At 68.4% G+C, this 19,878-nt stretch carries 18 protein-coding genes; 15 read left to right on the top strand and 3 right to left on the bottom strand.

Features of this window, described 5'->3' with window-relative positions; translation table 11 throughout:
* Positions 1-35 precede the first annotated feature (35 nt).
* The 10 genes from HNP73_RS20620 (at position 36) to HNP73_RS20580 (ending at position 10,734) form a co-directional block, all read left to right on the top strand.
* Complete coding sequence (locus HNP73_RS20620) at positions 36-1,499, top strand: NAD-dependent succinate-semialdehyde dehydrogenase (protein WP_184154618.1); 1,464 nt, start codon at positions 36-38, stop codon at positions 1,497-1,499.
* Between the two features lie 179 nt (positions 1,500-1,678).
* Positions 1,679-2,437, top strand: a complete 759-nt coding sequence (locus tag HNP73_RS20615) for an aspartate/glutamate racemase family protein (protein WP_184154615.1) — start codon at positions 1,679-1,681, stop codon at positions 2,435-2,437.
* Entirely contained in the window at positions 2,434-3,684 is a 1,251-nt protein-coding gene (locus HNP73_RS20610; protein ID WP_221288909.1) for a Zn-dependent hydrolase, read from the top strand. The genes HNP73_RS20615 and HNP73_RS20610 overlap by 4 nt, the downstream gene beginning before the upstream one ends.
* A gap of 174 nt (positions 3,685-3,858) precedes the next feature.
* Positions 3,859-5,529, top strand: a complete 1,671-nt coding sequence (locus HNP73_RS23985) for a GMC family oxidoreductase N-terminal domain-containing protein (RefSeq protein ID WP_221288906.1) — start codon at positions 3,859-3,861, stop codon at positions 5,527-5,529.
* Positions 5,530-5,532: 3 nt separating this feature from the next.
* Positions 5,533-5,667 carry a hypothetical protein gene (locus tag HNP73_RS23755; RefSeq protein ID WP_281379300.1) on the top strand — a complete coding sequence of 45 codons (135 nt, stop codon included), beginning with the start codon at positions 5,533-5,535 and terminating at the stop codon, positions 5,665-5,667.
* A complete protein-coding gene (locus HNP73_RS20600; RefSeq protein ID WP_184154612.1) occupies positions 5,664-6,842 on the top strand; it encodes a serine hydrolase domain-containing protein in 1,179 nt (392 codons plus the stop codon). Before HNP73_RS23755 ends, HNP73_RS20600 begins: the two co-directional genes overlap by 4 nt.
* A gap of 29 nt (positions 6,843-6,871) precedes the next feature.
* Positions 6,872-8,176, top strand: coding sequence for a substrate-binding domain-containing protein (locus HNP73_RS20595; protein ID WP_184154609.1), 1,305 nt, complete (start codon positions 6,872-6,874; stop codon positions 8,174-8,176).
* Between the two features lie 85 nt (positions 8,177-8,261).
* Complete coding sequence (locus HNP73_RS20590) at positions 8,262-9,071, top strand: ABC transporter permease (protein WP_184154606.1); 810 nt, start codon at positions 8,262-8,264, stop codon at positions 9,069-9,071.
* A 14-nt stretch (positions 9,072-9,085) separates the two neighbouring features.
* Positions 9,086-9,901 carry an ABC transporter ATP-binding protein gene (locus HNP73_RS20585; protein ID WP_184154603.1) on the top strand — a complete coding sequence of 272 codons (816 nt, stop codon included), beginning with the start codon at positions 9,086-9,088 and terminating at the stop codon, positions 9,899-9,901.
* On the top strand, positions 9,898-10,734 hold the full coding sequence (locus tag HNP73_RS20580; RefSeq protein ID WP_184154601.1) for an ABC transporter permease: 837 nt from the start codon (positions 9,898-9,900) through the stop codon (positions 10,732-10,734). Before HNP73_RS20585 ends, HNP73_RS20580 begins: the two co-directional genes overlap by 4 nt.
* A 37-nt stretch (positions 10,735-10,771) precedes the next feature.
* On the opposite strand, the gene uxuA is transcribed toward HNP73_RS20580, so the two are convergent.
* From uxuA to uxaC, 3 genes are read right to left on the bottom strand one after another with little or no spacing between them, the layout of a single operon-like run.
* On the bottom strand, positions 10,772-11,974 hold the full coding sequence (gene uxuA / locus HNP73_RS20575; RefSeq protein ID WP_184154598.1) for a mannonate dehydratase: 1,203 nt from the start codon (positions 11,972-11,974) through the stop codon (positions 10,772-10,774).
* A gap of 46 nt (positions 11,975-12,020) precedes the next feature.
* Positions 12,021-12,719: a GntR family transcriptional regulator gene (locus HNP73_RS20570; RefSeq protein ID WP_184154595.1), complete on the bottom strand. Its 699-nt coding sequence runs from the start codon at positions 12,717-12,719 to the stop codon at positions 12,021-12,023.
* Between the two features lie 11 nt (positions 12,720-12,730).
* A complete protein-coding gene (gene uxaC / locus HNP73_RS20565; protein ID WP_184154592.1) occupies positions 12,731-14,137 on the bottom strand; it encodes a glucuronate isomerase in 1,407 nt (468 codons plus the stop codon).
* 197 nt (positions 14,138-14,334) lie between these two features.
* Here uxaC and HNP73_RS20560 point away from each other — a divergent pair, with 197 nt between their 5' ends.
* The 5 genes from HNP73_RS20560 to HNP73_RS20540 all read left to right on the top strand — a co-directional run bounded on the left by HNP73_RS20560 (position 14,335) and on the right by HNP73_RS20540 (position 19,875).
* Positions 14,335-15,513 carry an extracellular solute-binding protein gene (locus HNP73_RS20560; protein ID WP_184154589.1) on the top strand — a complete coding sequence of 393 codons (1,179 nt, stop codon included), beginning with the start codon at positions 14,335-14,337 and terminating at the stop codon, positions 15,511-15,513.
* A gap of 65 nt (positions 15,514-15,578) precedes the next feature.
* Positions 15,579-16,658, top strand: a complete 1,080-nt coding sequence (locus HNP73_RS20555; protein ID WP_221288905.1) for an ATP-binding cassette domain-containing protein — start codon at positions 15,579-15,581, stop codon at positions 16,656-16,658.
* A complete protein-coding gene (locus HNP73_RS20550) occupies positions 16,655-17,599 on the top strand; it encodes an ABC transporter permease (RefSeq protein ID WP_221288904.1) in 945 nt (314 codons plus the stop codon). The genes HNP73_RS20555 and HNP73_RS20550 overlap by 4 nt, the downstream gene beginning before the upstream one ends.
* 7 nt (positions 17,600-17,606) lie before the next feature.
* A complete protein-coding gene (locus HNP73_RS20545) occupies positions 17,607-18,440 on the top strand; it encodes an ABC transporter permease (protein ID WP_184154583.1) in 834 nt (277 codons plus the stop codon).
* A 4-nt stretch (positions 18,441-18,444) separates the two neighbouring features.
* Positions 18,445-19,875: a mannitol dehydrogenase family protein gene (locus HNP73_RS20540; protein WP_184154580.1), complete on the top strand. Its 1,431-nt coding sequence runs from the start codon at positions 18,445-18,447 to the stop codon at positions 19,873-19,875.
* Positions 19,876-19,878 lie beyond the last annotated feature (3 nt).

The following is a 19,878-nucleotide window of genomic DNA, read 5'->3' as shown; positions in this document are numbered from 1 at the left end:
TCTCCGACAGAACCGAGACACATGGAACGACACTCATGAACATCCAGACATCCCAGAGCGCGGCGGAGACGTTGCCGGGCCGCCTCTGGATCGGCGGCGCGTGGTGCGACGGTCGCGGCGGCGACGATATCGAAGTGATCGATCCGTCCACCGAGACGGTGATCGCCTCCGTCGCGAATGCATCGGTCGCCGACGGAATCGCCGCGGTGGATGCCGCCGCTGCCGCTGCGGCCGGCTGGGCGGCGACTGCGCCCCGGGTGCGCGGCGAGATCCTGCGGCGCGCCTATGAGATCATGACGGCCCGCGCGGAGAGCGTGGCGGCGCTCATCTCGCGGGAGAACGGCAAGGCGCTCGCCGACGCGCGCGGCGAGGTTGCTTACGCCGCCGAATTCTTCCGCTGGTACGCGGAGGAAGCGATGCGGCTCGCCGGCGAACTCGGCCCGGCGCCGTCTGGTGCCTACAACATCATGGTCCGTCACGAGCCGATCGGCATCGCGCTGCTCGTCACGCCCTGGAATTTCCCGGCCGCGATGGCGACCCGCAAGATCGGCCCGGCGCTCGCCGCGGGCTGCACCTGCATCCTGAAGCCCGCGACGGAGACGCCGCTGACCGCGCTGGTTCTGGCGGAGATCCTCGCGGAGGCGGGCGTGCCGCCGGGGGTCGTCAATGTCGTGACCACCCGGAGCGCCGGCAAGCTCACCTCGGCGATCCTGCGGGATCCGCGGGTGCGCAAGCTCTCGTTCACCGGCTCGACCGAGGTCGGTCGCATCCTGCTCCGCGAGGCGGCCGAACAGGTCGTGAGCTGCTCGATGGAACTCGGCGGCAATGCACCCTTCATCGTCTTCGAGGACGCCGACCTCAATGCAGCCCTCGACGGGGCGATGGTGGCGAAGATGCGCAACGGCGGCGAGGCCTGCACCGCCGCCAACCGCTTCTACGTGCATGAAACGCTCTATGAGCGCTTCGTCGATGGCCTCGCCGCGCGGATGGGCGCCCTCAGGGTGGACGACGGCGGGCTCGCGGCGACGCAGTGTGGCCCGCTCATCAACCGGGCAGCGGTGGCGAATACCGAGCGCCTCGTGCGCGATGCCGTCGCGGTCGGAGCCACGGTCCTGACCGGCGGCAAGGCGCTCGACCGGCCGGGCTATTTCTATGCCCCCACGGTGCTTGCGAACGTCCCGGCGCACGCCCGGGTCATGCGCGAGGAGATCTTCGCTCCCGTCGCTCCGATCGCATCGTTCACGACGGAAGACGAGGCGATCGAGCGGGCGAACGATACCGAGTACGGCCTGATCTCCTATCTCTACACCGGCGATCTGGCCCGCGGGCTTCGGGTCTCGGCGCGGCTGCAGACCGGCATGGTCGGGCTGAACCGTGGCGTCGTTTCCGATCCGGCGGCGCCGTTCGGCGGCATGAAGGCCAGTGGCCTCGGCCGGGAAGGCGGGCACCACGGCATCCTTGAGTACATTGAGCCAAAGTACACTGCCGTAACATGGTAGCATTGCCCCGGGGGAGGCGAACAAGCCTCTCCCGCAGCGCCGGCGGCTCTCATCCGGCCGCATCCTGATCGCATCCGCCGCCAGACCAAACAGTTGCTCCGCATTCGAAACGCACCGGCGGCCCCGGTTCCCACGTCCTGTCAGCGACCGAAGGGCTGACGACTCGCAGTGAGGCGCACGTGAAGATCAAGATCATCAATCCCAACACCACCCACACCGTGACCGAGGCCATGGCGCGGATCGCGGCCGACATCGTTTCCCCCGGGACCGCGATCGTCGCCGCCTCGCCACAGTTCGGGCCGCCGGCGATCGAGGGCTTCTATGACGAAGCGTTCGCGGCGATCGGCGTCCTAGACGAGGTTCGGAACGGCGACGCGGAGGGCTGCGACGGGTATGTGATCGCATGTTTCGGCGATCCGGGCCTCGCGGCGGCGCGGGAGCTCACGACGCGGCCCGTCGTCGGCATCGCCGAGGCCGCCATGCAGATCGCGGGGTTCCTCGGTGCCTCGTTCACGATCATTTCCATGGTCGAGCGGGTCCGCCCGATGCTTGACCGTGTCGTTGCCGCGAACGCGATGGGCGAGCGGTGCCGGTCGATCCGCATGGTCGGCATCCCGCTTCTCGACTTCGATGGCGAGGGGTGCCGCGCGCTGATCGAGACGTGCCGCGCCGCGGTCGTCGAGGATCGGGCGGAATGCATCGTGCTGGGCTCGGGTGGGCTTGGGGCCTACGCCGACATGATCGGACGCGAGGTTGGCGTCCCGGTCATCGACGGCGTCGCCGCCGCTGTGAAGACGGTGGAGACGCTGGTGACGCTCGGTCTCGCGACCAGCAAGCGCCAGTCCTATGCCTTTCCCCCGTCCAAGACCTACACCGGCAGCTTCGAGGGCTTCTCCCCGCGACCGCCGGCAGCGGGACCAGTCGGAGCACGGCCGTGACGAAGTTCGAGATCGACCGCAGCCTCGTCGTGCGGATCATGGACGATCTCTCCCGATACGGCTCTGACGGCGGGACCGGCATCACCCGCACGGTCTATTCGCCCGCGTGGGTCGAGGCGACCGATGCCTATGCGCGCTGGGTCGAGGACGCGGGGTTTGCCGCGCGCCGGGATGCGGTCGGCAACGTCTGGGCGAGGTTGGAGGGTGCGACGGACGGGCCCTGTGTGGTCTCCGGCTCGCACATCGACAGCCAGACGCCGGGAGGGCGCTTCGATGGCACGCTCGGCGCGGTGGCGGCGCTCGTGGCGATCCGCACGCTGAAGGAGCAGGCCGGGACGCCGCGGGTGCCGGTCGAGGCGGTGGCACTCTGCGAGGAGGAATCGAGCCGGTTCCCCGCCGCCGGCCTCTGGGGGTCCCGCGCCATAACCGGCCGGATAGCCGAGGATGACCTCGTCTCCGTCCGGGATTTCGACGACATCGCGATCGGTGACGCCATGCGGGCCGTCGGTCTCGACCCCGCGCGGATCCTCGAGGCCCGTCGCGACGACATTGACGCATTTGTCGAGCTGCACATCGAGCAGGGGCCGATCCTGGAGCAAGCCGGCTTCCCCGTGGCCATCGTCAAGGCGATCACCGGCATCCGGCATTATCAGGTCGTCCTTGAGGGAACTCAAAACCACGCGGGCGCCTTCCCGATGGATCTGCGCCGTGATCCGATGGCTGGTTTCGCTGAAATCGCCTCAGGCCTGATTGATACTGCTCACCGCTGGGGACGTCCCGCTGTCAGCACGGTCGGAAGGGTCGCCGTGTCACCCAACGGCACGGCGGTCATTCCGGAGCGCGTCACCTTCACGGTGGACGCCCGTCACCCGGATCCGGACTCGTTCCACCGTCTCTGCCGGACGCACGAAGCCCACATGCTGGAAGTCGCCGCCCGGCGTGATCTCGCCATCCGCTGGCGAACCCTGATCCAGTTCGAGCCGAGCCCGTCGGACCCGGCGATCGTCGAGGCTCTGACGACCGCCGCGGCAATCCAGGGGGTGCCCCACCTCGTCATGGCGAGCGGCGCGGCGCACGACACCCAGCAGATGGCCCAGATCGCCCGGACGGCCATGGTCTTCGTGCGCAGCAAGGACGGGCGCAGTCACACGCCGGAGGAATACTCCTCCCTTGATGACATCGTCGCGGGAATCGAGGTCCTGACGGCTGGCCTCCACCGACTCGCCTACCGGGGAGAGAGCGCATGATTTGTCAGGGCGCGGACAGGTGCCTGTCACCTTCATTGATCACGAGTGACCGACTTTCGGGCATCTGGCGGGACGTGCGCGAGCCGCGGCGCTTGTGGGCCAGAGAGCGCTTGACTTAGGCAGTCCGACTATATACGGAACGACATACTACATACAGAATATGCAGGCAGCACGGTGGCGCACGAAGTGGACCGGGAGTTCGACTACGTCATCGTCGGGGGTGGGTCGGCCGGCTGCGTTCTGGCGGCGCGGCTGACGGAGGACCCGCATGTCCGCGTCCTCCTGCTGGAAGCGGGCGGCAACGACAGTCATCCCTACCACAAAAGCCCCCTCGGCTACGCGATCGTCCGGTATCGCGAGAGCTCCAACTGGAGCTACCACTCCGATCCCGATCCGACGCTCTGCGGCCGCCGGGTCTTCCTGCCGCGGGGCCGCGTTCTCGGCGGCAGTTCCACCATCAACGGCACGGTGTACGTCCGTGGCCATCCGCGAGACTTCGACGAGTGGCGTCAGCTCGGCCTCGACGGATGGAGCTACGCCGACGTCCTCCCCTACTTCAAGCGCTCGCAGCGGCACTGGCGGGGCGAAAGCTTCTACTACGGCGGCTCCGGCCCGATCGAGGTGGTGCCGGTCGACACAGAAGGCCAGCTCTACGAGGAGCTCGTCGAGACGGCGATGGCGGCGGGCCACCCCTATTCCGAAGACATCAACGCCGAGCATCCCGAGGGCGTCAACCGGATCGAACTCACCGTGTCTCGCGGGCGCCGGGCGAGCACCTCACAGGCGTTCCTCAACCCGGTCCGTCATCGCCCCAACCTCTCCGTCCGGGTCAGGGCGCAGGCGAGCGAGATCCTGTTCGAGGGGCGGAGAGCCGTCGGCGTGCGTTGCCTGCGGCAGGGACAGGTCGAGGAGGTGCGGGCCGCGCGCGAGGTGGTGTTGTGCGGCGGTACCTACAATTCCGCGCAGCTTCTGCTCCTCTCGGGGGTCGGGCCGGCCGATGATCTCCTCGGCCACGGGATCAGGGCGCGCCTCGATCTGCCGGGGGTCGGGCGAAACCTCTCCGAACATGCCCGCCTCGGGATGGACTTCCTGACGCGCGACATGGTCGGCCTGAACCGGATGCTGCGGCTCGACCGGATGGCGCTCGCCGCCGCCCGCTGGGCGCTCACCGGCAAGGGCGTTCTCGGCACGCAGGCCCTGAGCGGTTCGTTGATGCTCAGGACCCGCGTCGGTCTCGAGCGGCCCGATATCCAGGTTCTCTTCGTTCCCGCGCTGGAGGACCAGCGCGTCTGGTTCCCGCTGGTGCGCCCGGCGCGTGCTCCGGGGATCGCCGCCGTCGTGCAACTCATGCACCCCGAGAGCCGCGGCCAGCTCACGCTCAGATCGGCGGATCCGCTGGCGCCGCCCCGGATCCAGCTCAATCTGCTCGATGCGGACGCCGACCTCGCCTCGCTGCGCGCGGGCATCCGCGCCACCCGCGAGATCTACGCCACGAACCCCATGGCCGGCCTGATCAGCCGCGAGCTGGTTCCGGGGCCCGGCGCGGTCTCGGACGCGGAGCTCGACGCCTTCTGCCGCTCGGCTGCGACGACGGCGCATCACCCGGTGGGCACCTGCAGCATGGGCACAGGTCCGATGGCGGTGGTCGACACCGAACTTCGCGTCCGCGGCATCGAGGGGCTGCGCGTCGTTGACGCCTCGGTCATGCCGACCGTGCCCGGCGGCAACACCAATGCTCCGACGATCATGATCGCCGAGAAGGCTGCCGATATGATGCGCGGTCGCCGTCTGCCGCCCGCCGAACTCCCGAAACGGCAAGACGCCGACCTGTCACTGGGAGGGTGACCCGTGAAGATCAAGCTCATCAACCCGAACAGCGCCGACACGCGCACCTCCAGGGCCGGTCAACTCGCCTTTCCGCTGACCGGGCCCCGCAAGGGCCGGCTCGCGGGCAGGGCCTTCATGGCAAGGGCCGCGGAATGACGCCGGCCGCGGTCCTGCACGACCAGCCCCCGGCCTTCGCCGCCGAGCTTGACGCGCTCATCAACGACGCGGTTGGCAGTCAGACGGTGGTCGGCACCTCGGTGCTCGTCGCCGTGGATGGCCTCCCGGTCTACGCACGTTTCGCCGGCTGGGCGGACCGCGAGCGGGAGCGCCCGGTGACCGAGCGCACGCTGTTCCGGCTCGCGAGCATGACGAAGCCAATCGTTTCGGCCGCGATCCTCGAACTGGTTGCCGGGGGACGCCTCGCCCTCAACGCCCCGGTCGCGACCTATCTTCCATGGTTCCGCCCGCGCTATCGGGGCAGCGAGCTTGCGATCACGATCTTTCAGCTGCTCACTCACACAGGTGGCCTCGCCTACGGCTTCGGTGAGGCGTTCCGGGACCATCCCTACATCGCCGCCGGTGTCTCCGACGGGATCGACCTTCCCGTGGGAACCCTGCGGGAGAACCTCGAACGCCTCGCCGGGGTCGACCTCTATGCAATTCCGGGCAGCGAATGGCGCTATTCGCTTGCCGCCGACGTCCTCGGGGCGGTCCTTGAGGCGGTGTGCGCCACGCCGCTTCGGGAGGCCATCGCGCAAACCGTGACCGGCCCGCTCGGGATGAACCGCACCGCGTTCAATCCGGTCGAGCCGGCCGAACTCGTCACCGCCTACGCCGATGCCGGGACACCGGGCGATCGGGCGAAGCGGATGCCCGAGCCCTGCCTCTTCGACCGTGGGGACGGCTCGCGGATCAGCTATGCGCCGTCGCGTGCCTTTGACACGGCCGCGTACCAGTCGGGCGGCGTCGGCATGATCGGCCATGCCTCGGACTACCTCCGGTTTCTCGAAGCCGTCCGCTCAGGCCGCTTCCCCTCGGGGCAGGCCGGCGAGATGACGCGCGACCAGATCCCAGGTCTCCCGATCAACCGGCCGGATACGGGCTTCGGTCTCGGCGTCTCCGTCCTGCGCAAGGATGCACCCGACGGCCGGAGCGCCGGCACGTGGGGCTGGGGCGGTGTCTACGGCACCAACTTCTGGGTCGATCCGAAGCGAAACGTCGCCGCGATCGTCCTCACCAACACGGCGCTGGAAGGCATGAGCGGCCGCTTTCCGGCACGTATCGCCGAGATCGTCTGCGCCGGGACCGGCCGGACGCCCACGGGCGCTTGAAGAAAAAAACATCAGGGGAGTACCAAGCAATGACGCACAGGAGACTGCATCGCGCGGGCGCTCTTGCTCTCGCCGTCGGGCTGGCGGTCGCCGCCGCCCTACCCGGTGCCGCGGCCGACCGCGACCGCTATGTGCCGAGCACACCGGAGCCCGGGATCGAGATCCCGGAGAGCACGATCCGCCTCGGCCTGAAGCCCTACGCGGACAACTCCTTCTACGTCATCGCGATGAAGAAGGGCTGGTTCGACGACGTCGGCATCAAGCTGTCCCCGGCCGAGGGTATCTCGCTCACCGAGGACAACACCAACGCCATGATCATCAACAACAATGTTGATATCAGCGCGCAGTTTCCGCCCATGTCCCTGCCGACCTACCGCACGTCGGACGCCATCAAGCAGATCATGTTCACCGACGTGATCCTCTCCGGCTCGATCCTTGCCCACCCGAGCCTCGGCTTCAAGACGTTCAGGGACTTCATTGCCGAGGGCATGCCGTTCGCCGACGCGATGCACGCCACGATCGAGCAGACCCGGGGCCAGACCCTCTACGCCCCGTCGCCGGTGGTGGAGCGCGTCCTCGAGGACGCCGTCGCGAAGCTCGCGGACTCGAGCTTCGATCTCGATATCATGGAGGACGCCCAGATCCTCGTCGCCGCGCGTGCCGATCAGATCAAGCTGGCGCATCCGGGCGGCGCGCCGATCGTCTATTCGCTGCTCCAGAACGGCTGGGTCCAGCTCGTCAGCACCGAGGACTTGATCGAACATGCCCCGCATACCCCGGATTCGCCGCTGCTGCCGACGATCCAGATCGTCGGAAACGTGGCGAACGCCGACTTCGTGAACAACAACCAGACGACCGTGCTCCGCTTCATGTCCGCGGTCTGGCGGACGGCGGACGAAATCGCCAGGGACGGGAGCCTTCTCGACCTTCAGGCGCCTTACCTCAACAGCGTCGCCGGCACGAGCCTGACCGGTGATGACCTGCGCGCGACGTTCGAGAACTTCCACCCGCTGACGACGTTCGAGGACAACGCCAAGTACTACGTCGGCAACTCTCTCCTGAACTACAAACCCATCTACGACGCGCTGATCCACGAATACGAGAAGAACCGGATTCTGCCTGAAGGCGTCGAGGCCGACGACTTCATCTGGGGCGGCGCGCTCTGGCAGGACATGATGGGCTACCGCGAGAAGGCCGACGCGCTCTTTGCCAAGCTCGAAGGCGCCGAGCTCCCGCAGGACAAGCAGGATCTCCTTGAAAAGGCGCGCCAGTTCTATGCCTGGCACGACTATCTCGATGCCTATCGCCTGGTGTCCGCCGTCTCTCAAGGTTGAGAGCACGGTGGTCCATGGAGGAGCGTGCCCCCCCGCACGCTCCTCCAACTTCCCGGGGGCCTTCCCCGCGCGAAAGGACGTACACATGCTGAAATTCGGCAGAATGCGGCTCGATCCGCTCGGCCTGCTCGGCGTTGCCATCCTCATCGGACTGTGGTTCGTGCTCCTGCCCTTCACCCCGCGGGCGATGCTGCCGAGCCCGGTGCAGGTGGTCCGCTACCTCGCGGAAAGCTTCTTCTACGCTCCCAACTTCCGCTACTTCGGCCTCGCCGACCACAGCTTCCTGAGTGCGCTCACATACACGGTCTCGAACGTTCTCATCGCGGTGGGCTTTGGCAGCGCCGTCGGCATTCTTCTCGGGCTGTTTTCGGCGCGTGTTTCGGCGCTGCGGGCCGGGACTGATCCGATCGCCCTGACCGTGGGCAACGTGCCGATCCTGATCGCCTCGCCGTTCCTGCTCATGTGGTTCGGGTCGGGCCGGCTCAGCACCGTCCTCGTGGTCGCGTTCTATGTGAGCGTCACGCTCTACGTCTATTCCCAGCGGGCGGCGGTCAACCTCAGCCCGGTCTTTGAGGCATCCGCGCGGACCTTCGGCGCGTCCACGCCGGCGGTCGTCCGGGATGTCCTGCTTCCGGGCACGTTGCCGGAGATCCTTGGCGGCATCCGCATCGCGCTTGCCGGATCCTGGGGCCTCGAAGCGGTCGCCGAGTTGCTGGGGGACCAGCGCGGCATCGGAAAGGCCATCCGCAGCATTGCGACAGCGATGGACGTCGAGGGGCTTTTCGCCGCGCTCCTGCTGCTCGGCCTCACCGCGATGATCGTCGATCTTGCAGCCGCGCGGCTGGTCTCGGGCCTCAGCTCGTGGCGCACGCGCGACGAAACCGAAACCGCATAGGGAGCCCCCGCACCATGCAGACTCGTGGCAACAGCATCGCCTTCGACAAGGTCTCCCGGATCTACCGCCGGGCAGGGCAGCCGAACTTCCGGGCGGTCGACAATGTGAGCCTCACCATCGCGGCCGGCGAGTTCGTGTGCATCGTCGGGCCGTCCGGCTGCGGCAAGAGCACGCTCATGCAGATCTGCGCCGGGCTCGTCACGCCGAGCGATGGCACGGTTCTGGTCGGAAGCACCCCGGTAACCGGACCGGGCGCCGATCGCGGAGTCGTCTTCCAGCAGGACAGCGTCTTCCCCTGGATGTCGGTGATCGACAACGTCGAGTACGGGCTGAAGTGCCGGGGAGTGCCCGCGCGCGAGCGGCGCGAGATCGCCCGCGAGTACCTTGCCCGCGTCGGCCTCGGCATGGTCGAGACGTCGTGGCCGAAGGAGCTCTCCGGCGGTATGCGCAAGCGCGTCGCGATCGCCGGCGTCTTTGCCAACGGCTCCGGCGTGCTGCTCCTCGACGAGCCGTTCGGGGCGCTCGACTACGTCACGCGCCACCAGCTCCATGATGTCCTGCTCGGCCTCTGGGACGACGGCACGTCCTCACCGCGAACCATCCTTTTCGTCACCCACGATGTGGACGAGGCGCTCACCCTTGGCGACCGCATCCTCGTCATGGGCAGCGGCAGGGTCGTCGACGATATCGCCGTCAGGGCGGCGCGGCCCCGCACGCCGGATGCGCTGCTCGACCGGGACATGGTCGAGATCCGTCACACGCTGCTGCGGCATCTCGGCCTCGAAGGGCCGCGGGCCAGGGCACCGGAACTCGTGGCGGCAGGTCGATGACCCGGAACAAGCGCGATACCATCATCGGGATCGTCACCCTCGCCTGCCTCGTGCTCGCCTGGCAGGCCCTCTCGATCCGGTTCCGATACGAGATCGCCCCCGGCGTGCCGATGGTGCCGGGCTGGCAGGTGGTCTTCACCTCGACGCTGAAGTCGCTGTCGCTGTACTGGCCGGGAGGCCTCGGGGTGCAGTCGGTCGCGGAAGGCGCCGAGCCGACCTACGGCCGCGCGCTGCTCGCGATCCTCTACCACAGCGGCGCCACCTTCGCGCGGCTGGCCTGCGGCATGGTGCTCGGGATGCTGCTCGGGACCTTGCTGGCGCTGGTCGCTTCCTGGTCGAAGTGGGGCCAGCGGATCGTCAACGGCCCGATGCTGTTCATCCGCGCACTGCCGCTGCTCGCGATGATCCCGCTCTTTCAGCTCTGGTTCGGACTTTCCTTCCTCGGCGGCGTGGTCTTCGTCGCCTACGGCGTGGGCGTCATCTTCTTCACGGCCGTCCTCAACGCCGTCACCAACGTGGACAGGGTCTACCTCGACAACGCGCGGACGTTCGGGGCGAGCAAGGGCCATATCTACCGCTCGGTCATCCTGCCCTCGATCCTGCCCGAGTTCGGCTCGGCGATGATGCTGGCGCTTGGCACCGGCTGGGCCGCTGTCATGGGCGCCGAATTCCTCGGGGCGCAGTCCGGGCTCGGCTACATCATCGTCTACTCGCAGTCGTTCGGCTATCTCGACCGCATGTTCCTGATCGCCTGCCTTATCGTGGTCTACGTCACGGTGATCTTCATGGCGTTCCGCAAGCTGTTCGACCACCTGACCCGGTGGAAGTACTGACGAGCCTGAAGCGAGGGCCTCCCGGAAGCCGGGAGGCTCAGAGATATCGCGACGTGGCCGCCATCACGCCGCGCAGTTCGGCGAGGCCCTTCAGCCGGCCGACAAGCGGATAGCCCGGCTGGCCACCGCGGCCCAGGTCGTCGACGATGTCCTGCCCGTGGTCGGGGCGCATGGGGATCGAGGCGTCCCGACGTCCGCTTGCCTCGCGCCGCCGCTCCTCGCGGATCACCGCTGCGACAAGCGCCACCATGTCGGTGTCGCCGCCGAGATGCTCGGCCTCGTGGAATGAGCCGCGGATGTCCGGGCTCTCGCGCGTGACATTGCGCAGGTGCAGGAAATGCACCCGCGCGCCGAGCCGCTCCATCATCCCGGGCAGATCGTTGTCCGGGCGCGCACCGAGCGAGCCGGCGCAGAGCGTGACGCCGTTCGCCGGACGGTCGACCGCGGCGAGCATCGCCGCAAGGTCTGGTTCGGTCGACATCACCCGCGGCAGGCCGAGCAGCGGGAACGGCGGGTCGTCCGGGTGGCAGCAGAGGCGGATCCCGAGGTCTTCCGCCACCGGCACCACTTCGGCGAGGAAATCAATGAGATGGCGCCGCAGGCGCTCCGGGCTGATCCTGCCATAGGCCGCCAGATGGTCGCGCAGATCGCCGAGGCCAACCGTTTCCGCCGCTCCGGGCAGACCGAAAGTGACGCTGCGGGCCAGTGCCGTGCGTGCGGCCTCGCTCATGCCGGCGAACCGCGCCGTTGCAACGGCCTGCAACGCTTCGGAATAGTCTGACGCCGCGCCGGGGCGCCGGAGCAGGAAGAGGTCGAAGGCGGCGAAATCGACGAGATCAAACCGCATGCAGGTGCCGCCATGGGCGACGCGGCAGGCGAGATCCGTGCGCGTCCAGTCAAGCACCGGCATGAAATTGTAGCAGACGACATCGATGCCTGCCGCCGCGAGGTGGCGCAGGCTCTGCTGCCAGGCGGCAATCTGGCCGCGCCAGTCGCCGGTCTGCCGCTTGATGTCCTCCGATACCGGCAGACTCTCGACCACCTCCCATGCCAGCCCGGAGGGCGTCCCGTCACGCCGCCGGGCAATCTCGCCCTGCCGCTTCGCGATCTCCGCGGGTGACCAGACCGCTCCGGTCGGCACGTGGTGCAGCGCGGAAACCACGCCCTCCACGCCCGCCTGCAGCATGTCGTCGGTCGAGACGTGGTCCACGGGACCAAACCAGCGCCAGGTCTGTCGCATCTCTCCTCCCGCCCCGACACCGGGGGCGCATCCGGTTGGCCGCCTCTCAGGCGACGAAGTAATCGGGGTGCGCCTCGGCGATCCGTGGCAGGTCGATCAGGATTTCCCGCAGGTGGCGCCGCATCGCCCGGTCGGCTCCCTCCGGGTCGGCCGCGGCCACGGCATCGACGATGTCGCGATGCTGCTGGATCACCCGCGCGCGCGGGAAGCTGAGGAGGCTGAGGTTGCGCACCCGGTCGAGTTGCAGCTTGACGTCCCCCACCACGCGCCAGGCATAGGGCTTGTCGATCGCCTCGGCGAAAGTGAGGTGGAAGCGCTCGTCCATTTCCTTGAAGCGGAAGGGGTCAGGCCCGGCGAATGCCTCCTGTTCCTGCATCTGCCGGCGCAGCGAGGCGATGAGCGCGGGATCCGGGTCGGTGGCGACGAGGCGCACCGTGTCGGCCTCGATCGCCTCCCGCACGAACCGCGCATCCATCACCACCTTGCGGGAGATCGGCCGCACGAAGGTGCCACGCTGCGGGCGGATCTCGATGAGCCCGTCCTCACTCAGCTTGATGAACGCCTCGCGCACCGGCTGGCGGCTGACATCAAGGCTCCGCGCCACTTCGGCTTCGGACAGCCGCTCACCGGGAACGAGGTCCACCGCGACGATCCGGTCGCGCAGCAGCCGGTAGATCTGCGGTGCGGCCGCCTCGGCGATCGAGATCCGCGCGGCTGGCCCGGGAGCCGGGGTGTCGGGGGGCATGATCGCATCCATCAAAGACGGTAGGCCTGCCGGGCGAGGCCGACGGTCAGCGCCTCGGCAAGCGCCGGCGCCTCGTCCCGGCCGAGCCGCCCGCTCGCCACCAGCGTCGCGAGCCATGCGCAGTCGACGCGGCGGGCGACATCGTGCCGCGCCGGGATCGAGCAGAAGGCCCGCGTGTCGTCGTTGAAGCCGACGGTGTTGTAGAAGCCCGCGGTCTCGGTCGAGAGTTCGCGGAACCGGCGCATCCCCTCGGGGCTGTCGAGGAACCACCACGGCGGCCCGAGCCGCAGCGAGGGGTAGACGCCGGCGAGCGGGGCGAGCTCCCGCGAGAACGTCGTCTCGTCCAGCGTGAACAGGATCACCGTCAGCTCCGGCTGCAGCCCCACCGCTTCGAGCAGCGGCCTGAGCGCACGCACGTAGTCGGTCCGGCCCGGAATGTCGAAGCCCTTGTCCGGTCCGAACGCCGCGCTGATCTGGCTGGAGTGCCCGCGCTGAGACCCTGGGTGGATCTGGAGCACAAGCCCGTCGTCGAGGCTCATGCGGGCCATCTCGGTCAGCATCTGCCCGCGGAAGGCGTCGGCCTCCTCCGACGAGGCGCTCCCTGCCAGAACCCTTTGGTAAAGCCCGGCCGCCTCGGACTGCGGCAGGTCCTCGGTGCGCGCGCTCGGGTGTCCGTGGTCGCTCGCCGTCGCGCCATGCTCGCGGAAGAACGCCCTGCGGCTGCGGTGGGCGTCGAGATAGCCCTGCCACGTGCCGATGTCGCAGCCGGCAAGCTCGCCCAGACGCTCGACGTTCCCGCGAAAGTCTGCCGCGTCGGGATCGACCACCGCATCCGGGCGATAGGTCGGGATCACCCGGCCGCGCCATCCTGACCCCGCGATCATCCGGTGCCAGCGCAGGTCATCGAGCGCGGAATCGGTGGTGGCCAGCACCTCGATCCCGAAGCGGTCGTAGAGCGCGCGCGGCCGGAAGTCCGGCTGGCCAAGGCATTCCTCGATCCGATCGTAGAAGTCGTCAGCCGTCGCGGGCGTGAACGGCGCCTCGATGCCGAAGACGGTCGCGAACGCATGATCGAGCCAGAGCCGGGAGGGCGTGCCCGCGAGCAGGTGATAGCCCGCCGCGAAACGGCGCCAGATCGCCCGCGGATCGGTCTCGACCGGTCCGCCGTCCCGCCGGGGCACGCCGAGGTCCTCCAGTCGCGTGCCCTGCGAGAACAGCATGCGGAAGACGTAGTGATCGGGGACGACAAACAGCCGTGCCGGATCGGCGAAGCGTTCGTTCTCCGCGAACCAGCGCGGATCGGTGTGGCCATGCGGACTGACGATCGGCAGGTCGCGCACTTCGGCAAAGAGGTCGCGTGCGATGCTGCGGCCGGTGGGGTCGAGCGGAAACAGACGGTCGTCGTCAAGCACGGGCATGGGCAGGATTCCCTCGGATTGGCGGTGAATGCCGCCGATCTGCCATACTGGTATGGTGGAGAAAGTTAAGCTGTCAAGCGGACATTGCCCATCCTGCACCGGCTGTACGGGCGGATCTGGAATGGCCGGGCCGTATTGACAGAATAACTGGAATGGTAGTAGCCAAATGACAATCAAGTCCAGGGAGGGACATCGAGATGGCAGAGATCACCCGCCGCCGGCTCATGGCCACCGCGGCCGGAATGGCGGCCTTCGGAATGATGACGTCGCGGGGCTGGGCCGCTCCGACGAAACCGGCGAGCCCGGTCGCGATCACCGTTGCCGACGTGGCCGGAAACCTCGCGCTCACTCAGGGCATGTTCGAGAACTATGCGGCCGAGAAGCCCGACTGGGTGTCGGGCTTCGCGTTTACCAAGGCGCCCGCACCCGAGCTGCCATCCAAGATCAAGGCGCAGCAGGCGGCCGGCAAGGTCGATATCGACCTCGTGCTGACTGGCACCGATGCGCTGTCCGCCGGCATGGATCAGGGCATCTGGATCGACCTCAAGAGCCACATGGGCGAGCTGCCGGATCTCGCGACGATCCTCCTGCCGCAGGCGCTCAAGATGCAGGCGCTCGCCAAGGATCAGGGCGTCGTCATCTCCTACTATCCGTCCGGGCCGCTGATCGAGTACATGCCCGACACGGTCGCGACGCCGCCGACGTCCGCCGAGGAACTGCTCGCGTGGGCCAAGGCGAACCCGAACAAGTTCCTCTACGCCCGTCCGGCGAACTCCGGCCCGGGGCGCACGTTCCTCATGGGGCTGCCCTACATCCTCGGCGACAAGGATCCGATGGACCCGGCCGCCGGTTGGGACAAGACCTGGGCGTATCTGGAGGAACTCGGGCAATACATCGAGTACTACCCGACCGGCACCGGCGTCACCATGAAGGAGCTCGGCGAGGGCACGCGTGACATCATCGTCTCCACCACCGGCTGGGACATCAATCCGCGCGCCCTCGGCATCGTGCCGATCGAAGCAAAGGTCGGAAGGCTCGACGGCTTCCACTGGGTGACGGACGCCCACTACGCCGTGATCCCGAAGGGCGTCGCCGAGGAGAAGATCCCGGTGATCCTCGACATCCTGAACTTCATCCTGCAGCCGAAGCAGCAGGCGATTTCCTACGATGCCGGCTACTTCTACCCCGGCCCGGCGGTACAGGGCGTGACGCTCGACATGGCCCCCGAAGAAAGCCAGCAGGTCATCGAGGAGTTCGGCCGTCCGGAGTATGAGGACTGGATCGCCAACAACCCGATGGAAGTCCCGCTCGACGCCCAGAAGATGGTCGAGGCATTCCGCATCTGGGACGAACGGATCGGCGCGCAGAAGGGCTGACGCCTGACACTTGCCGGCGCGCCCCCCGGCGCGCCGGTCACCTTCTCACGATCCTGGAGATGCGAGTGCCCGCGACAACGACGCCTGACAGGGGCCGGGAGCGTCTGGAACTCCGGGATCTGCGCCGTTCGTTCGGCTCCTTCAACGCGCTCGACGGCATCGACCTGACGATCGAGCCGGGGGAGTTCATCGCGCTTCTCGGGCCCTCCGGATGCGGCAAGTCGACGGCCCTCAACTGCATCGCCGGCCTCCTCGCGCTGACGGGTGGCGAGATCCGTCTGGGGGGCGCCCGCATCGACCAGCTCGAGCCGGAAAGGCGCGGCTTCGGCATGGTCTTCCAGAGCTACGCGCTGTTTCCGCACATGAACGTGCGCAAGAACGTCGGCTTCGGTCTCGCCATGCAGGGCATCCGGGGCGCTGAGGCCAACCGCCGCATTCAGGATGCCCTCGGCCTCGTCCGCCTCGAGTCGCAGGCAGAGAAGCTCCCCGGTCAGCTCTCGGGCGGCCAGCAGCAGCGGGTGGCAATCGCCCGCGCCGTGGTGATCCGCCCACCGGTCGTGCTGATGGACGAGCCCCTTTCCAATCTCGACGCGAAGCTGCGCCTGGAGATGCGCGCCGACATCCGCGGCATCCACGACCAGATCGGATCGACGACGATCTACGTCACCCACGATCAGGACGAAGCGCTGTCGATGGCAGACCGCATCGTGGTGATGAGTGAGGGGCGCATCGAGCAGATCGGCACGCCGCAGGAGCTCTATCAGCGGCCGGACAACCTGACGGTCGCCGACTTCATGGGCTTTCGTACCCGCATCCCCGGTCGGGTGGTCTCGGTGGCGGGGAGCGAGGCGGAGCTCGACATCGAAGGTGGCCGGGTCCGCGCGACGGTCCGCGGCGCGATCCGTCCAGGCGACGCCGCGACCCTCTCGGTGCGGCCCGAGGATCTGGTGGCGACACCGGGCGAGGGGATCCCCGCGACGGTCGAGAGCATGGAATATCGCGGCCGTGCCTGGTTCGGCCTCGCCAGCGCGCCGGACGGCACCCGCCTCTATTTCCGCTCCGGCGAGGCGCTGCCGCGCGGCGCGGCCACCACGCTGACACCGACGCCGGGGTCGGCCCTCGTCTTCGGGGAGGCCCGGGCATGAGTGCGCCGGGGAACGAGCGGACGGGGAGCGAGCGGATGGGGCGCGAGCGGATGGGGAGCCGCGAAGGCGGCGTCTCCTTCCGCGCCCGGCTCGCGGCGCGCGGCATCGACGGCACCACGCTCCTCGTGCTGCCGGGCCTGCTCCTGATGCTGCTGCTCTTCATCTACCCGTTCGCCTACGGCATCGCCGACTCGCTCAGCCCGGCGGAAGGCCCGTGGTACGCGAACTACGCGAAGTTCTTCGGCGATCCGTTCCAGTCGCGCACCATCGCCGCGACGCTCTGGCTGGCGCTGCCCGTGACGCTGGTCAACCTCGCGCTCGCCGTGCCGATCGCCTTCCGGGTGCGGCTGATGAAGCGCCAGCGGCTCCTCACCACAATCCTCGTCCTGCCGATCACCCTCGGTACGGTCTTCGTCGCCGACGGGCTCCTGACCTTTCTCGGGCCCCGCGGCTGGTTCAACCACACACTGATCGGCCTCGGCATCCTCGACTCGCCGGTGAAGCTCACCAACAACTACTGGGGCGTCTTCGCCTCGCTGCTGATCACCGGCTTTCCCTTCTCGTTCCTGCTGGTGCTCTCCTATGTCACCGGCATCGACCCGGCGATCGAGCACGCGGCCGCGACGCTCGGGGCGGGGCCGCGGCGGCGGTTCTGGCACATCTTCCTGCCGCTGCTGGTGCCGGGGCTCGCCGTCACGTTCTGCCTCGCCTTCGTGCAGGCCTACGCGGTCTTCCCCTCCGCCGTGCTGCTCGGCGCGCCGTCCGGACCAACCCGGGTGATCTCGATCGCCGCCTATCAGGCCGCGTTCGAGCAATCGGACCACGCCTACGGCACCGCCATCGCCATCATCATGGGCGGGGTGGAGCTTGTCATCGTCGCGGGCGTTCTCGCGCTCCGATCGCTCTTCTACAGCGGCCCGGTGGCCGGAACGAAAGGCTGACACGGGAATGATCCGGGATCAGGGGCTTCTCTCGAAGATCTGGCGCTTCGCGGTCTGGGCGGTGGTCGGGCTTTTCGTCCTGAACCTGCTCGCGGTGATCGTGGTCGTGATCATCAACTCGTTCTCCACCCGCTGGCTCGGCACATGGCTGCCGGCGGGTTGGACCACGCGCTGGTATTTCAGCGCCTGGAAGGAGTTCCAACTCGGTTCGATCGTGCTCGTCACCTTCCAGATCGCCTTCGCCGTCGTGCTGATTTCCGGCCTCATCGGGGTGATGACGGCCTACGCGCTGGCCCGTCGTGATTTTCCGGGCAAGCGCGCGATCATCCTCATGTTCCTCCTGCCACTGCTCATCCCGCCCCTGACCTATGGCATTCCGCTGGCCACGCTCCTCTACAAGATGGGGTTCGGCGGCACCTTCTGGGGGGCGGTGCTCATCAACCTCGTGCCCTCGGTGCCTTTCGTCGTCCTCGTCATGATCCCCTTCGTCGAGCAGATCGACCCGCGCATCGAGGCGGCCGCGCGGGTCTTCGGCGCGGGCACCACGAGTCTTTTCATCCGTGTCCTGTTCCCCCTGCTCCTGCCGGGGATGCTGGCCGCGCTGCTTCTGGTGCTCGTGCGCACCGTCGCGATGTTCGAGCTCACCTTCCTCATTGCCGGGCCCACCACCCAGACCCTCGTCGTCTCGCTCTACTACGCTGTCTTCGCCTCGGGCGTGCGCGCGTCGCAGTCGATCGACGCCATGGCGGTGGTCTATATGGTGACGACGCTGATCTGGCTGGTGCTCGCGCTCCAGTTCGTCAGCCCGACCCAGATCGTCGCCCGTGCCAAGCAGCAGTGAGCCCATGACCCGCCTTGCCCGCCTCGAGGACGTCCCCGCCTCCCGTCGCCCCGGCTACGTGCCGGAGGCGCACGGGGTCGGGATCGTCCATCTCGGCCTCGGCGCCTTTCACAAGGCGCATCAGGCCGACTACACCGACCGGGCGCTCGCGGCGTCGGGGGGCGACTGGCGCATCCTCGGGGTTTCGCTGCGCTCGCCGAAAGCCGCGGAGGAGATCGGGCCACAGAACGGGCTCTACACCCTCGTCGTGAGGGAGCCGGCCGCCACAACGGGCCGGGTCATCGGCGCGATCGCCTCGGCGCTCTGTTCGGCCGGCGACCCGGAACCGGCGCTCGCGGCCATGGTTGGTGTCAGCTGCCGCATCGTCAGCCTGACGGTCACCGAAAAGGCCTACGGTCTCGACCGCGCCAATCGTGCCTGTGACCCGAGCCATCCGGCGGTGGCGGCGGATCTCCTCGCGCCCCGTCGACCGCAAGGCGTGCTCGGGCTGCTGGTCGAGGCGCTGCGCCGGAGGCGGGAGGCGGGGACCGCGCCCTTCACCGTGCTCTGCTGCGACAACCTGCCGGAGAACGGCGCGCTGGTTCGGGCGGCGACGATCGACTTCGCCCGGCGCGTCGAGCCGTCGCTCGGCGGCTGGATCGAGGCCGAGGTCGCCTTTCCCTCGACCATGGTCGATCGCATCACCCCGGCCTCGACAGCCGCGACGCTCGCCGCCGCCGAGGCGCTGACCGGGCTCGTCGATCTCGCCGCCGTCGAGACCGAGCCCTTCACCCAGTGGGTGATCGAGGACCGCTTTCCGCTCGGCCGGCCCGACTGGGGTGCCGCCGGGGCGATCTTTGCCGACGATGTCGCGCCCTTCGAGGCGATGAAGCTCAGGATGCTGAACGGCAGTCACTCGATGCTGGCCTATGCGGGCTTCCACGCCGGGCTGCGTTGCGTGCGCGACGTCATGGCTGACCCGGCGCTCTCACGGCTGGTGCGACGCCACCTCACCGCCGCCGCCGCGACCCTGCCGCCGATGCCGGGCATCGACCTCGGCCGCTATGCCGACGAGTTGGCCACGCGCTTTGCCAACCCGGCGATCGCGCACGAGACGTTCCAGATCGCCATGGATGGCTCCGAGAAGCTGCCGCAGCGGATCTTCGCGGCCGTACCTTACGCCACGGACCTGCGTCCCTTCGCCTTCGCCACCGCCGCATGGTTGCGCCATGTCAGCGGCCGGAGCCACGACGGGCCGGCCTATGTCCTGCGCGACCCCCGTGCCGAGGCACTCACGGCGGCGGCGGCGAGGGGGACGGACGCCGCAGCCCTCTACGACGCCGTTTCGGCCCTCGTCCCGATCCCGGCCCCGCTTCGCGCCGAGACCGTGCCGCTCCTCGACGCCATGCTGAGCCGGCCCATGGCCGAGGTCATCCGGGACGAAGCCGGCCGATGAGCG

Source organism: Amaricoccus macauensis (assembly GCF_014201905.1).
GTDB classification, from domain to species: Bacteria; Pseudomonadota; Alphaproteobacteria; order Rhodobacterales; family Rhodobacteraceae; genus Amaricoccus; species Amaricoccus macauensis.
This window is presented reverse-complemented; position numbering and strand designations above follow the sequence as displayed.

Bases quoted from the DNA above. Each gene is read 5' to 3' on its own strand.
- HNP73_RS20620 (WP_184154618.1), top strand. From the start codon at position 36: ATGAACATCCAGACATCCCAGAGCGCGGCGGAGACGTTGCCGGGCCGC.
- HNP73_RS20600 (WP_184154612.1), top strand. From the start codon at position 5,664: ATGACGCCGGCCGCGGTCCTGCACGACCAGCCCCCGGCCTTCGCCGCC.
- HNP73_RS20595 (WP_184154609.1), top strand. From the start codon at position 6,872: ATGACGCACAGGAGACTGCATCGCGCGGGCGCTCTTGCTCTCGCCGTC.
- HNP73_RS20590 (WP_184154606.1), top strand. From the start codon at position 8,262: ATGCTGAAATTCGGCAGAATGCGGCTCGATCCGCTCGGCCTGCTCGGC.
- HNP73_RS20585 (WP_184154603.1), top strand. From the start codon at position 9,086: ATGCAGACTCGTGGCAACAGCATCGCCTTCGACAAGGTCTCCCGGATC.
- HNP73_RS20580 (WP_184154601.1), top strand. From the start codon at position 9,898: ATGACCCGGAACAAGCGCGATACCATCATCGGGATCGTCACCCTCGCC.
- uxuA (WP_184154598.1), bottom strand. From the start codon at position 11,974: ATGCGACAGACCTGGCGCTGGTTTGGTCCCGTGGACCACGTCTCGACC.
- HNP73_RS20570 (WP_184154595.1), bottom strand. From the start codon at position 12,719: ATGCCCCCCGACACCCCGGCTCCCGGGCCAGCCGCGCGGATCTCGATC.
- uxaC (WP_184154592.1), bottom strand. From the start codon at position 14,137: ATGCCCGTGCTTGACGACGACCGTCTGTTTCCGCTCGACCCCACCGGC.
- HNP73_RS20560 (WP_184154589.1), top strand. From the start codon at position 14,335: ATGGCAGAGATCACCCGCCGCCGGCTCATGGCCACCGCGGCCGGAATG.
- HNP73_RS20550 (WP_221288904.1), top strand. From the start codon at position 16,655: ATGAGTGCGCCGGGGAACGAGCGGACGGGGAGCGAGCGGATGGGGCGC.
- HNP73_RS20545 (WP_184154583.1), top strand. From the start codon at position 17,607: ATGATCCGGGATCAGGGGCTTCTCTCGAAGATCTGGCGCTTCGCGGTC.
- HNP73_RS20540 (WP_184154580.1), top strand. From the start codon at position 18,445: ATGACCCGCCTTGCCCGCCTCGAGGACGTCCCCGCCTCCCGTCGCCCC.